Genomic DNA, 13273 nt, shown 5'->3' with positions numbered 1-13273 from the left:
GCGTTTTGATGCCTGGCGATATTTTTATTTTTTCTTGGCTTTCTTGCGAATAACCAATACCGGAATTTCCGAATAGGTCAGCACATGTTGTGTTTCGCTGCCCAATAGCAGGCGCTTGTAGCCTTTGCGGCCGTGCGAGGACATCACGATCAAGTCGGCGTTTTGTTTTTCAGCGGTGGAAATAATGGCATCGGCCACCAGTTCGGATTTCACCACCAGACCTTTCACCGAGACGCCAATATCTTTCCCGGCTTGCTTGACGGCAGCCAGTTCGGATTGCGCGTGCTCTACCCAGGAGGCTTCGATACGGCTATCGAGCTTCTGATCAATAATGGGGCCGCCCTCCAGGTAGCTTTGGCGATAGCGCGGAATGACGCGCAGGGCCAGCAATTTGGCGCCGCTGGTCTTGGCCAGATTCAGGGCATGGGTGACAGCGTGGGCGGACAGTTCTGAGCCGTCGGTGCATACCAGGATACGCTCGTACATGAGGGGGAATCCTATAAAAAGGGTTATCAAGAACGTGTCTTGTGGGTAAGGTATCAAACCATACTGCGAATTACGGTCTTTGTGTCTGCTTTATGGTTTTCCATGGCAGCCGTGTATATTCGAGTGGACGTTTTTGTCAGCTTGGCTTTTTTATGCAGGTCATCATATCCCACTGGGATTGAGGGAGATTCATATGAAAGAAGTGGTTGTAGTCCAGGCATGCCGTACCGCGATTGGTGATTTTGGTGGTGGTCTGAAGAATGTGTCGCCAATCGAGATGGGAGCCACGGTATTGCGCGCAGTACTGGACAGAAGTGGCGTGTCGGCAGCAGACGTTCAGCATGTGGTGATGGGGCAGGTCATCCAGACCGAACCGCGTGATATGTACTTGTCGCGTGTGGCCTCGGTACAGGCAGGCGTGGGACACGGCACTCCGGCCATGAACGTCAACCGTTTGTGTGGTTCCGGTCTGCAAGCCATTGTGTCGGCGGCACAGGGAATCCTGCTGGGTGATGCCAAAGTTGCTTTGGCCGGTGGCGCAGAAAGCATGAGCCGGGCTCCGTATATGTCCAGCGCCCATCGCTGGGGCGCCCGCATGGGGGATTCGGTCATGATGGACATGATGACCGGCGCACTGACAGACCCGTTTGATCGCGTTCATATGGGTATTACGGCTGAAAACGTGGCCCGCCAGTATGGCGTCACCCGTGCCGACCAGGACGAGCTGGCACTGGAATCGCACCAACGTGCGCGTCGTGCGATCGAGCAAGGCTACTTTAAAGAACAGATCGTTCCTATCATCCAGAAAAGCCGTAAGGGCGAGATTGTGTTTGATCAGGATGAGCACGTCCGTATGGATGCGACCATGGACAACTTCACGGGCCTCAAGCCTGTGTTCTTGCCCGAGGGTGGCAGCGTGACTGCCGGTAATGCGTCTGGCCTGAATGATGGTGCTGCCGCCGTGCTGCTGATGTGTGCCGAAGAGGCTCGCCAGCGTGGTTTGAAACCCTTGGCCAAGCTGGTGTCCTGGGGCCATGCAGGTGTGGACCCCAGCATCATGGGAATTGGCCCTGTGCCCGCAACGCGTTTTGCGTTGGAGCGTGCCGGTTTGAGTGTGTCGGATCTGGATGTGATTGAGTCCAACGAAGCTTTCGCCGCTCAAGCGTGTGCGGTAGTGCGTGAATTGGGTCTGGATCCTGCCCGTGTGAATCCCAACGGTAGCGGTATCAGCCTGGGTCACCCGATCGGAGCCACCGGGGCGGCGATTACCGTGAAGGCCTTGCACGAGCTGCAACGCGTTCAAGGTCGTTACGCGCTGGTCACCATGTGTATTGGTGGCGGGCAGGGCATTGCGGCGATTTTCGAGCGCCCCTAAGCTTTGCGGATAGTCCCTCTCCAAGCCTGGTTTAGAGAGCAAGCAAGCCGGAAAGTGGTTTCAAACCACTTTCCGGCTTTTTTTGCGGCATATACAAGTAAGTCTTATAAAAACGCCGACTTGATGATTTGTTTTTGTAGCGGCCCCTAAGCACTCGGCCAGTTGCATCGAATTGTTTTAAAAGTAATGCGGGGCTTTTGTGGCTGAGCATGAAGCCCTTGTTTTCTCTCGTCAGAATAAAAGGAGATTCGTATGCAAGAAGTCGTCCTGGTTCAGGCGTGTCGAACCGCTTTCGGTAATTTCGGCGGCGCCTTACGGAGTGTTCCTCCCGTTGAGATGGGGGCTGCGGTCATGCAGGAAGTGTTGGGCAGAAGCGGAGTATCCGCCTCGGAGGTGGAACAGGTGGTGATGGGGCAGGTGGTGCTGACCGAGCCCCAGGATATCTATTTGCCGCGGGCAGCCTCCATGAAAGCGGGAGTCGCTCAAGAGGCAGTTGCCATGAGCGTGAACCGTTTATGTGCATCAGGTTTGCAGGCCATTATTTCGGCAGCGCAAGCGATTGTATTGGGTGAGGCCGGGGTAGCCTTGGCGGGCGGTGTGGAAAGCACCAGTCGAATTCCGTACATGGCGACAAGCCAGCGCTGGGGGGAGCCGCATGGGCAATGTGGCCTTGGTCGATGTCTTGTCGGAAATTTTCATCAGCCCTTTAACTCGGGAACCTGTGGGGGTGACGGGAGAGAATGTCGCCAGAAAGTATGGTGTGTCTCGTTGTGAGCAGGATCAGTTGGCCCTGGAGTCGCACCGTAGAGCATTTCATGCCATTGAAAATGGATACTTCACAGAGCAGATCGTCCCGATGGTGACCCACGACGGGATCGCCTTCAAGCAGGATGAGCATGTTCGGCATGATGGCAGTCTGGAGCAGCTTGCCGCCTTGAAGCCTATTTTCCAGAGCGACGGGGGAACGGTGACTGCCGGTAATATTTTGGGCTTGGCCGATGCGGCGGCGGTGGTGCTGATGATGGAAGAGGGGCAGGCGCGCCGTAAAGGCTTGAAGCCCATGGGCAAGTTGCGCTCATGGGCGCATGCGGGCGTGGATCCACAATTTGCGGGAATGGGGCCGGTGCCAGCGACTCGCTTGGCGCTCAAGCGAGCGGGATTGACGGTCAGCGATATCGACGTGATTGAATCCAATGAGGCGTTTGCGGCACAGGTTTGCGCCGTTGCCAAAGAACTGGATTTTGATCCGGAGCGTGTCAATCCGAATGGCGGCAGTATCAGTATGGGGCACCCTTTGGGGGCGACAGGAGCGGCACTGGTGGTCAAGGCTTTGCATGAGTTGCAGCGCATCCAGGGGCGGTAAGCCCTGGTAACCATGTGTCATGGCGGTAGCGAGGGAGTGGCCATGATTATCGAACGTCAGTGAGCCGTTCCCCATCTAGTGATCACTGTTATGATGGCGCCTTGCTAAAAAACGCCGGAAGTGGCGCAATGCCGCCTTCTGGCGTTGTTTTCTCTGTCGTCAGCTTAGATCCAGGTGCAGGATTGTGTCGGGGGCCGCGTGGCACCTGTTTGAGCCGGGTCGCCTGACTGATTTGCAAGGAAGAGTTTCATGGCTGGTGAGCAGGGGGACGATAGTCCCACATTGTCGGAAAGCGAAGGGATCCGTTATCTGCATTTTGGAACGGAGTGGATTCAAGGTGCCATGCGTATTCGCAAGCCCGCTGAATTGGTCTTGGCCTACACACAACAGATGATGGCCTGGCTGCTATTTATGGAAGACCCCAAACCCGAACACAAGCTGGCTATTCTGGGCCTGGGGGCGGGCTCCTTGTTGCGCTTCTGTCTGAAGCAGACCGACAGCCAGGTTCAGACGGTGGAATGGAACCCGTCGGTCATCGGAATGTGCCATGCTTTTTTCCGTTTGCCACGTAGCCCGCGCTCCCTGATTGACCAGGCTGACGCCGGGGTCTGGGTGCAAGACAGCGATCAGCACGGCCAATATCGCGCCTTGATGGTGGATTTATATGACGCTCATGCCGAAGGTCCGGTGCGCGACAGTCTGGAGTTTTATCAGGATTGCCGTGCCATTCTGGACGACGAGGGCATTATGACCGTCAATCTTTTTGGTGCGCATCCCAGCTTCAAACACAATATCGACAATATTCGTGAAGCCTTCAATGGCAAGGTTCTGCTGTTGCCCGAGATGGATGAGGGCAACCAGGTTGTGCTGGCCTTTAAGGGCAGTACGCTGGAGATGACGGCAGGAGAGCTGCTGAACCGTGCCGAACAGGTGCAGGCCGATTACGGTTTGCCAGCGACACGTTGGGCTCGGGAATTGCTGTCTTTCCGTCGGCAGATGCAGGACCAATAGCGAGTCGGGGCAGGGATTACCTCAAGGGGCAAAGTCTTGCTGTTCGCGTTAGACTTAACGCCTAAAATTATTGTTTTTGCATCTAAGGAGTATTGGATGAAACTGATCAGATCGGTGCATCAGGTGGCGGCCGCTTTGGCGTGTGTGGGATTGATGTCGAGCGCTGCGGTTCAGGCGCAATCTGTATCGGTATCGTCGATTGTGGAACATCCGGCCTTGGACGCCATTAAGGATGGGGTACACAAAGCACTGACTGATGCCGGTTACAACGAAGCCTCGGGCTTCAAATGGCAGTTTCAGACCGCGCAAGGCAACCCTGCCATTGCTGCACAGATTGCTCGCAAATTCGTGGGCGACAAGGCTGACGTGATTGTGGCCATTTCCACACCGTCTGCTCAGGCGGTTGTGTCGGCAACCAAGACGATTCCCGTGGTGTATTCGGCCGTGACCGATCCTGTTGTGGCGCATCTGGTGCCCAGCATGGCCGCATCGGGTACCAACGTGACCGGTGTTTCTGACGCCCTGGCATTGGAAGCCCAAGTGGATCTGATCAAGAAGGTCGTGCCTGACGCCAAGCGCGTGGGCATGGTCTACAACCCTGGCGAGGCCAACTCCGCCGTGGTCGTCAAGGAAATGAAGGAATTGCTGCCCAAGCACGGCATGACCTTGGTCGAGGCCACTGCGCCACGTACCGTGGACGTGGGCGCTGCCGCTCGTAGTCTGGTGGGCAAGGTGGACGTGATCTACACCAATACGGATAACAACGTGGTGTCGGCTTACGAATCCCTGGTCAAGGTCGGTAACGATGCCAAAGTGCCTTTGATCGCTTCGGACACCGATAGTGTGGCCCGTGGTGCCATCGCTGCTTTGGGTGTGAACTACTACAACCTGGGTCTGCAAACCGGTCAACAGGTCATCCGTATTCTGAAGGGTGAAAAACCTGGTGATATGGCTTCTGAGACCAGCAGCAATCTGGAACTGTATGTCAATCCGGGCGCTGCCAAGCGCCAAGGCGTTTCGCTTAACGAGGACTTCGTGAAGTCCGCTACAAAAATCGTCGAATAAGCCTGATCTGACTGCTTCTTGCAGGTGGGTTGCCACAAGCTGCCCGCCTGTTTCTTTTGTATCCTAGACGTCCAACAATATGTCTATTTATTCAATGTGGGGGGCCCTGGAGATTGGTCTGATTTTCGGACTGGTTGCTCTGGGTGTTCTGATTTCTTTTCGCATCCTGCGATTTCCTGACCTGACGGTCGATGGCAGTTTTCCTTTGGGTGGGGCCGTTGCCGCCATCCTGATCAGCCAAGGTAACGATCCCTTTCTGGCTACCGTCGTTGCCACCTTTGCCGGTGCGATTGCTGGCACGATTACGGGCTGGCTGAATGTACGTCTGAAGATCATGGATCTGCTGGCCAGTATCCTGATGATGATCGCCTTGTATTCCATCAACTTGCGCATTATGGGTCGCCCCAATGTGCCCTTGATCATGGAACCCACGGTATTCACGATTCTGCAGCCTGAGTCCATTGCTGACTATATTGCGCGTCCCTTGTTGCTGATTGCTCTGGTTCTGGCCGCCAAGCTGGCGCTGGACTGGTTCTTTGGCACCCAAACGGGCTTGGCGATGCGTGCCACTGGCGCCAATGCACGCATGGCGCGTGCTCAAGGTGTGGCTACCGGCAATATGCTCTTGCTGGGTATGGCTATTTCCAATGCCCTGGTCGCCTTGGCCGGTGCCTTGTTCGCTCAATCGCAAGGTGGTGCAGATATCTCTATGGGTATCGGTACGATCGTGATTGGTCTGGCCGCTGTGATTGTGGGTGAAAGCATTTTGCCCGCACGCAAACTGTTCTACGCCACCTTGGCTGTGGTGCTGGGTGCGATTCTGTACCGCTTCTTTATTGCCTTGGCTCTGAATGCCGATGTGATCGGCCTGAAAGCTCAGGACTTGAATCTGGTAACCGCTTTGCTGGTGACAGTAGCGCTGGTGATTCCTCTGCTCAAGAAAAAGCGTGCTCGTAAACAGAAGGGGGCCCAGTAATGTTAGAAGCAAAAAACCTGTCCCTGACTTTTAATCCAGGTACGCCTATTGAAACCCGCGCCTTGCGTGGTTTGTCCCTGACGATTCCAGAAGGGCAGTTCGTGACCGTGATCGGTTCCAACGGCGCGGGCAAGTCCACCTTTCTGAATGCGATCTCCGGTGACCAGTCCGTCGATGACGGCCACATCATGATCGACAATGTGGACGTTACCCGTCGCCCGGTGTGGGAGCGTGCCAATTGGGTTGCCCGTGTGTTTCAGGACCCGATGGCCGGCACCTGTGAAGACCTGACTATTGAAGAGAACATGGCTTTGGCAACGTGCCGGGGCAGTCGTCGGGGTCTGAGCCGTGCCGTGCGTCATTCCATGCGTGCGGAATTTGCCGAGCGTCTGGAAACCTTGGGTCTGGGCCTGGAAAACCGTCTGACAGACCGTATCGGTTTGTTATCGGGTGGTCAGCGTCAAGCCGTCAGCTTGTTGATGGCTGCCTTGCGTCCTTCCAAGATTTTGCTGCTGGACGAACATACGGCGGCGTTGGATCCGCGTACCGCTGACTTTGTCTTGCAACTAACTAACCGTATTGTGCGTGAAGGTGGCCTGACCACCATGATGGTGACGCACAGCATGCGCCAGGCGCTGGATGTGGGTGATCGTACGGTCATGCTGCACCAGGGCAAGGTGGTGCTGGACGTCAGTGGTGAGCAGCGCCAAGGCCTGGATGTACGTGATTTGCTGGAGATGTTCGAGCGGGTGCGGGGTGAAACGCTGGCCGACGATAGTTTGTTGCTCGGTTAGAAAGCACTATTCCGGATCTGGAAAACCGCGTGAACTCTAGGGTTTAAACGCGGTTTTTTTATATTCAAAAAACCCTAGGTATATGATAATACGTGTTCTTTTGAGGCAGGCAGACGACGGGGCAGGTGCAGGGGGGTAGCTGGCTAATCGTAGTCGCCAAATGATAGCAAGACCGAAATGAGTCTCATCGCAAATTTTGCTGTTTTATTTGAGCTTTTTCGACATATACTTGCTGCTTGTCCAAACCATACAATCCAGTCAGTTTAAGCGTTAAACTCCCATGCAACGCTTAGCTCAGGAGTTCTTCATGTCATTTAAAAGCTTGCTGGGTCGGCAGCCGTTTCGTATCGCTGCCTTCTCTTCCTTGGTTCTGCTCGCCGCTTGCGGCAATAAAGAGCCTCAAGCTCCGGCCGGCGGGATGAAGGTCCCGGTCAGTGTGATTACCGTCCAACCGACCTCTACCGAGTTGTTCTCCGAGCTGCCTGGACGAGTCGAAGCCATCAAAGATGCGCAAATCCGCGCCCGTGTTTCCGGGATAGTGGAAGAAATCAACTTTGAGCAGGGTGCTGAAATTAAACAGGACCAGCTCTTGTTTACGATTGACCCGGCTCCTTACCGTGCGGTTCGCAATCAGGCCGCTGCTAAGTTGAAAAACGCCCAGGCGGATGCGCAAAGCGCTAAACAGCTGGCTCAACGTTACGAGCGTCTGATCAAGGAAAACGCGGTTTCACGTCAGGATTATGACAACGCCAAAGCGCGCGCCATGCAAGCCGATGCGTCGATTGCGGCTGCACAAGCCGCTCTGGAAAGTGCCAATATTGATTTGGGTTACACCAAGATTGTCTCGCCCGTTGCTGGCCGTATCGGCAAGTCACTGGTGACTGAAGGTGCCTTGGTGTCGGCCACGAATGCCACGCACATGGCGACCGTGCAGCAACTGGATCGGGTTTATGTGGACGTGACGCGTTCTACCGCTGAACTGACTCAATTGCGTCGTGCCATGGCCGACGGCAGCTTGACCTCCGCCGGTGAAGGCCAGGCCAAAGCGGCCGCCGTGCTGGAAGACGGTTCTACCTACGATCAGGATGGTGTCTTGCTGTTTAGCGGTGTCAGCGTGGATCCGTCTACCTCGCAAGTGACCTTGCGCGCCGTGTTCCCGAACCCCGACGAAATTCTCTTGCCCGGCATGTATGTTCGCCTGCGTCTGGAGCAAGGGGTGATCCCGGATGCCTTGCTGGTGCCTGCACAAGCCGTTCAATACACCTCGGACGGTGCGTCCAATCTGTATGTGGTGCGTGAGGACAAAGCGCAATCCGTTCCCGTTGTGCTGGGCCCTGAAAGCCATGGTCAATATGTGGTCAATAAAGGCGTGCAAGCCGGTGACCAGATTATTGTAGAAGGCTTCCAGAAGATTCGTCCCGGCGCTCCTGTTCAGACGATTCCTTGGAAGGGCAACAAGCCAGCCGGTGCTGATGCTGCTGCGGCCCCCGCACAGGAACCCGCCGCTGCTGAGCCAACCGAAGCCAAGTCTAGCGAGTAAGCGACATGCCTCAGTTTTTTATTGAAAGACCCATTTTTGCATGGGTCGTTGCCTTGGCGATCACGCTATTTGGCTTATTGGCTTTGCCCAATATGCCGGTAGCGCAGTATCCCGATGTGGCACCTCCTTCGGTCTCCATTCGGGCGACTTACCCGGGTGCAACGGCGGAAGACGTTGCCAGTACGGTCGCCAGTGTGATCGAAGATCAGTTGAACGGTGCCAAGGGCCTGCTGTATTACGAGTCCGTCAGTGACTCTTACGGCTCGACCGAAATTACGGCCACCTTCCGTCCTGGCACCAATCCTGATATGGCTCAGGTGGACGTCCAGAACCGGGTCAGCAACATTACTGCGTCCTTGCCGACGGCAGTGATGGAGCAGGGCCTGCACGTAGAGCAATCCAGTACTGGCTTTCTGCAAGTGGTGACTTTGTCGTCCACCGACGGCAGCCTGGACCAGACGGCCTTGGCCGACTACATCGAGCGCAATATCAAGAACACGATTTCTCGTGTTCCTGGTGTGGCTCGCTTCCAGTTGTTTGCCTCGGGTCGCGCCATGCGCGTCTGGCTGGATCCTGCCAAGCTGGTGGGTTACCAGATGAGCCCAGCGGATGTGACCAACGCGATTCGTCAGCAGAACATGCTGGTGTCGGCGGGTATTTTGGGTGGCCCACCTAACCAGGATAGCCAGCGTGTTGCCGCGCCGATTACGGTGAATGGTCAACTGCAAACCGTTAAAGAGTTTGAGAACATCATCCTGCGTTCGCAGGCAGATGGTTCGACGGTGCGTATCAAGGATGTGGCGCGTGTTGAAGTGGGGGCGGACAACTACCAGTTTGGTGCCCGTTTGAACAGTAAACCAACGGCCGCATTTGCTATTTCCTTGCTGCCTGAAGCGAATGCTCTGGAGACTGCCGCTGCCATTAAAGCTGAAATGGAGAAGTTGGCCGAGTTCTTCCCGGAAAACATCCGCTACGACATTCCTTACGACACGTCTCCCTACGTGGACAAGTCCATCACCCAGGTGGTTTACACCTTGCTGGAAGCGATGGTGCTGGTGTTCATCGTGATGTACGTGTTCTTGCAGAATGTGCGCTATACCCTGATTCCCGCTCTGGTTGTGCCTGTGGCTATTTTGGGTGCTTTCGCGGTGATGCAGGTGCTGGGCATGTCCGTGAACGTGCTCACTATGTTTGCGATGGTGCTGGCCATCGGTATTTTGGTGGACGACGCGATCGTGGTGGTGGAGAACGTCGAGCGGATCATGGTGGAAGAGGGTATTTCACCTAAAGAAGCCACCAAGAAAGCCATGCCGCAGATTAGTGGCGCGATTGTCGGTATTACCCTGGTGCTGTCGGCCGTGTTCCTGCCACTGGCCTTTATGGCCGGTTCCGTGGGCGTGATTTATCGCCAGTTCTCGGTGGCGATGGCCGTGTCGATTGCCTTCTCCGGCTTTTTGGCACTGACCTTTACCCCTGCACTGTGCGCGACGTTGCTCAAGCCGATTCCCAAAGGCCATCACGAAACCAAGCGTGGTTTCTTTGGCTGGTTTAACCGCGTCTTCACGCGTACGACCAAGGGCTACGAAAGCTTTATTGGCAAGACGCTGCGTCGTGGTGGCCGGATGATGTTCATCTACCTGATCATGGTGCTGGTGCTGGGCTTCTTGTACATGCGCATGCCAACCGCGTTCTTGCCCGAAGAAGATCAGGGCTACGTGATTGCCAACATCGAGCTGCCTGCCGGTTCGACAGCCAACCGTACGATTGAAACCATCTCCAAGGTCGAGGACTACTTTAAAGAGCAGCCTCAGGTCGAAAATGTCATTGCCATTCAGGGCTTTAGCTTTAACGGTAGTGGTTTGAACTCGGGGATTGCGTTTGTGCCTTTGAAGGATTTCAACGAGCGCAAAGGCAAGGAAAACTCGGCTCAGGCCATTTCCGGCAAAGCCATGGGTCAACTGCTGTTTGGCTTGCCTGATTCGATGGTAATTGCCATTGTGCCTCCGGCCATTTCTGCTCTGGGTAACTCCTCGGGTATTGATATGCGTCTGGAAGACCGGGGCGGTATGGGTCACGATGAGTTGATGGCGGCGGCTGACAAGTTGTTGGGTCTGGCCAAGGCAAGCCCTGTGTTCGATCCACAGAGCGTGCGTATTACCGGCTTGGGACCAGGTAAACAGATTCGTCTGGAAATTGACCGTGAAAAAGCCGCTGCTCTGGGCGTGAACTTTAACGAAGCCTCTGCCTTGATTGGTGGTGCTCTGGGTTCGTCTTTTGTGGGTAAATTTACCAACCAGGGACGAGTGCAAAGTGTCTGGGTACAAGCTGATGCGCCATATCGCATGACCATCGACGATGTACTCAAACTGAACGCTCGCAATAGCGATGGCAAAATGGTTCCGCTGTCCGCCTTTGTGACCCAGACCACGGAACAAGGTCCGGTGCAGATCGTGCGTTACAACAGCTACGAGTCCGTACGTATCAGTGGTGGTCCGGCTCCTGGCTACACCTCGGGTGAAGCCATGATCGAGATGGAAAACCTGATGAAGCAATTGCCTAGCGGCTTTGGCGTGGACTGGACAGGTCTGTCCTACCAGGAACGTCAGGCTGCGGGTCAGTCGGGTATCTTGATGGGTCTGGCCATTCTGGTGGTGTTCATGTTGCTGGCTGCCTTGTACGAAAGCTGGGCTATCCCGCTGTCCGTGATGCTGGCCGTGCCACTGGGCATGCTGGGTTCGGTCTTGCTGGTGTCCGGTCTGGGTATGCCTAATGACGTGTACTTCCAGGTGGGTATCGTGACGGTGATCGGTCTGTCGGCCAAGAACGCGATTCTGATTGTGGAGTTTGCCAAGGATGCCTACGCTCGTGGCGCAACCTTGATCGACGCCACTCTGGAAGCTGCCCGTCTGCGTTTCCGTCCTATTTTGATGACCTCCTTTGCCTTTGTGCTGGGTGTGGTGCCTCTGGCTACCTCTACTGGTGCGGGTGCTGCCAGCCAGAACGCGGTGGGTCTGGGCGTGCTGGGCGGTATGTTGGCCGCAACGCCTTTGGCGGTCTTGATGGTGCCGACCTTCTTTGTCGTGATTCTCAAGCTCTTTAAAACCAAACCTCGTCTGTTTGGCGAAGCCGCCAAAATGCACGAGGAAGAACTGGCCAAGCAAGGTACACCAGCCGCCGGTTCGCAAGGAGGACAGCACTAATGTCTAGCCTGTTTTTACGTAGTCCTGTAGTGCTGGCTGTGGCGTTTGCCTTGTCGGCTTGCTCACTGGCACCGAAGTACGAGCGTCCCGACGCTCCGGTGCCTGCGCAATTCCCTCTGGCCCAGCAGGGCCAGGCGGATGCCGCCCAGGCAGCTGATCTGGGCTGGCGCGAATTCTTTACCGATCCGCGCTTGCATGCCCTGATCGGGCAGGCTTTGGAAAACAACCGTGACTTGCGTATTGCCACCCAGCGTATCGAGGAAGCTCGTGCGCAGTACGGTGTGGCACGCAGTGACCAGTTGCCCAGCATTGGTGTGCAGGCGGCCCAGCAGGCCACCCACACACCGGCTGACCTGCGTCCTGGTGGCCCAAGCTCGGCGCCTGTCTCCCGCTCTTACCAGGCCGGTGTCGGTATCACCGCCTTTGAACTGGACTTCTTTGGTCGAGTCCGTGACCTGGCCCGTGCCGCTCGCGAACAATACTTTGCGACTGAACAGGCCCAGCGCACCGCGCATATCGCCCTGGTGGCGGGCACAGCCGAAGCGTATTTCAAAGTACGTAGCGCTGAAGAGCTGCATGCCTTGATGAGCAATACCTTGCGCAGCCGTCAAGAGACGCTGCGTCTGGTGCAGTCCTCGTTTGATGCCGGTACGGTATCTGCGCTGGACCTGAATCAGGCCAAGGTGCAATACAACACGGTGCGCTCCGATATGCAGGCTGTGGAGCGTGATCGTCAGCGTGCCTTGAATGCCTTGCAGGTCTTGTTGGGCAGTGAAATACCGACTGACTTGCCCGCTGGTCTGCCTTTTACCCGTGCTCAGTTGATGCCTAGCTTGCCTGTGGGCTTGTCGGCAGAACTGCTGGAGCGTCGTCCTGACATTCTGGCTGCGGAACACGTTTTGCGCGGTTCCAACTACAGCATCGGTTCGGCGCGGGCGGCTTTCTTCCCACGTTTGAGTCTGACTGGCTTGCTGGGCTTCATGAGCCCTGAGCTGGGTGGCCTGTTCAGTTCGGGTAACCGTTACTGGCAGTTCCAGCCGCAAATCACCATGCCGCTGCTGTCCGGCAGCACCTGGGCCAATCTGGATCTGGCCGAGGCTCGTCGTGATATTGCGATCAGTCAGTACGAAAAGACCATTCAGGTGGCCTTCCGTGAAGTGGCAGATGCTCTGGCGGGCGAAGCCACCTATGGTCAGCAGATCGACGCTTTGCAGGAAGTCGATCAGGCAGCCAGCGAAGGTTTGCGTTTGGCCAAGCTACGTTACGAAGTGGGTATAGACAGTTTCTTGCAGGTGCAAACGGCTGAAGTCAGCCTGTACAGCACCCGTCAAGCCTATATCCAGACCGGCCTGGCTTCCCTGATGAACCGCGTCGAGTTGTACAAGGCTTTGGGTGGCGGCTGGACAGCCGAAACCGTCAAGCCTGAAACAAAGACTCAGGCTCCCGGGACAGCGCCGGAATAA

9 protein-coding genes and 1 pseudogene are annotated in these 13273 nt (G+C 55.9%); 9 read left to right on the top strand and 1 reads right to left on the bottom strand.

Translation table 11 applies throughout. The annotated features are described in order from the left end of the window. Positions 1-24: 24 nt before the first annotated feature. On the bottom strand, positions 25-486 hold the full coding sequence (locus OSH09_RS04340; RefSeq protein ID WP_153230271.1) for a universal stress protein: 462 nt from the start codon (positions 484-486) through the stop codon (positions 25-27). Between the two features lie 193 nt (positions 487-679). On the opposite strand from OSH09_RS04340, the gene OSH09_RS04335 reads away from it, so the two are divergent. The 9 genes and pseudogenes from OSH09_RS04335 (at position 680) to OSH09_RS04290 (ending at position 13273) form a co-directional block, all read left to right on the top strand. Further along, complete coding sequence (locus OSH09_RS04335; RefSeq protein ID WP_222667281.1) at positions 680-1861, top strand: acetyl-CoA C-acyltransferase family protein; 1182 nt, start codon at positions 680-682, stop codon at positions 1859-1861. 252 nt (positions 1862-2113) lie between these two features. Then, positions 2114-3221: pseudogene (locus OSH09_RS18280) on the top strand (acetyl-CoA C-acyltransferase); the annotation flags it as partial. A gap of 252 nt (positions 3222-3473) precedes the next feature. Beyond that, on the top strand, positions 3474-4235 hold the full coding sequence (locus OSH09_RS04320; protein ID WP_207874929.1) for a class I SAM-dependent methyltransferase: 762 nt from the start codon (positions 3474-3476) through the stop codon (positions 4233-4235). A gap of 96 nt (positions 4236-4331) precedes the next feature. Continuing rightward, a complete protein-coding gene (locus tag OSH09_RS04315) occupies positions 4332-5300 on the top strand; it encodes an ABC transporter substrate-binding protein (RefSeq protein ID WP_207874928.1) in 969 nt (322 codons plus the stop codon). A 79-nt stretch (positions 5301-5379) separates the two neighbouring features. Then, positions 5380-6276, top strand: a complete 897-nt coding sequence (locus OSH09_RS04310; protein ID WP_207874927.1) for an ABC transporter permease — start codon at positions 5380-5382, stop codon at positions 6274-6276. After that, positions 6276-7070, top strand: a complete 795-nt coding sequence (locus OSH09_RS04305) for an ABC transporter ATP-binding protein (RefSeq protein WP_207874926.1) — start codon at positions 6276-6278, stop codon at positions 7068-7070. Before OSH09_RS04310 ends, OSH09_RS04305 begins: the two co-directional genes overlap by 1 nt. A 307-nt stretch (positions 7071-7377) precedes the next feature. Next, a complete protein-coding gene (locus tag OSH09_RS04300) occupies positions 7378-8610 on the top strand; it encodes an efflux RND transporter periplasmic adaptor subunit (protein ID WP_266120269.1) in 1233 nt (410 codons plus the stop codon). A gap of 5 nt (positions 8611-8615) precedes the next feature. Next, on the top strand, positions 8616-11810 hold the full coding sequence (locus OSH09_RS04295) for an efflux RND transporter permease subunit (protein ID WP_266120268.1): 3195 nt from the start codon (positions 8616-8618) through the stop codon (positions 11808-11810). Beyond that, positions 11810-13273: an efflux transporter outer membrane subunit gene (locus OSH09_RS04290; RefSeq protein WP_266120267.1), complete on the top strand. Its 1464-nt coding sequence runs from the start codon at positions 11810-11812 to the stop codon at positions 13271-13273. Before OSH09_RS04295 ends, OSH09_RS04290 begins: the two co-directional genes overlap by 1 nt.

Source organism: Alcaligenes parafaecalis (assembly GCF_026344135.1).
GTDB classification, from domain to species: domain Bacteria; phylum Pseudomonadota; class Gammaproteobacteria; order Burkholderiales; family Burkholderiaceae_B; genus Alcaligenes; species Alcaligenes parafaecalis.
This window is presented reverse-complemented; position numbering and strand designations above follow the sequence as displayed.

Excerpts from the sequence above, each read along its gene's own strand:
- OSH09_RS04300 (WP_266120269.1), top strand. The coding sequence starts at position 7,378 with ATGTCATTTAAAAGCTTGCTGGGTCGGCAGCCGTTTCGTATCGCTGCC.
- OSH09_RS04305 (WP_207874926.1), top strand. The coding sequence starts at position 6,276 with ATGTTAGAAGCAAAAAACCTGTCCCTGACTTTTAATCCAGGTACGCCT.
- OSH09_RS04290 (WP_266120267.1), top strand. The coding sequence starts at position 11,810 with ATGTCTAGCCTGTTTTTACGTAGTCCTGTAGTGCTGGCTGTGGCGTTT.
- OSH09_RS04315 (WP_207874928.1), top strand. The coding sequence starts at position 4,332 with ATGAAACTGATCAGATCGGTGCATCAGGTGGCGGCCGCTTTGGCGTGT.
- OSH09_RS04320 (WP_207874929.1), top strand. The coding sequence starts at position 3,474 with ATGGCTGGTGAGCAGGGGGACGATAGTCCCACATTGTCGGAAAGCGAA.
- OSH09_RS04335 (WP_222667281.1), top strand. The coding sequence starts at position 680 with ATGAAAGAAGTGGTTGTAGTCCAGGCATGCCGTACCGCGATTGGTGAT.
- OSH09_RS04340 (WP_153230271.1), bottom strand. The coding sequence starts at position 486 with ATGTACGAGCGTATCCTGGTATGCACCGACGGCTCAGAACTGTCCGCC.
- OSH09_RS04310 (WP_207874927.1), top strand. The coding sequence starts at position 5,380 with ATGTCTATTTATTCAATGTGGGGGGCCCTGGAGATTGGTCTGATTTTC.
- OSH09_RS04295 (WP_266120268.1), top strand. The coding sequence starts at position 8,616 with ATGCCTCAGTTTTTTATTGAAAGACCCATTTTTGCATGGGTCGTTGCC.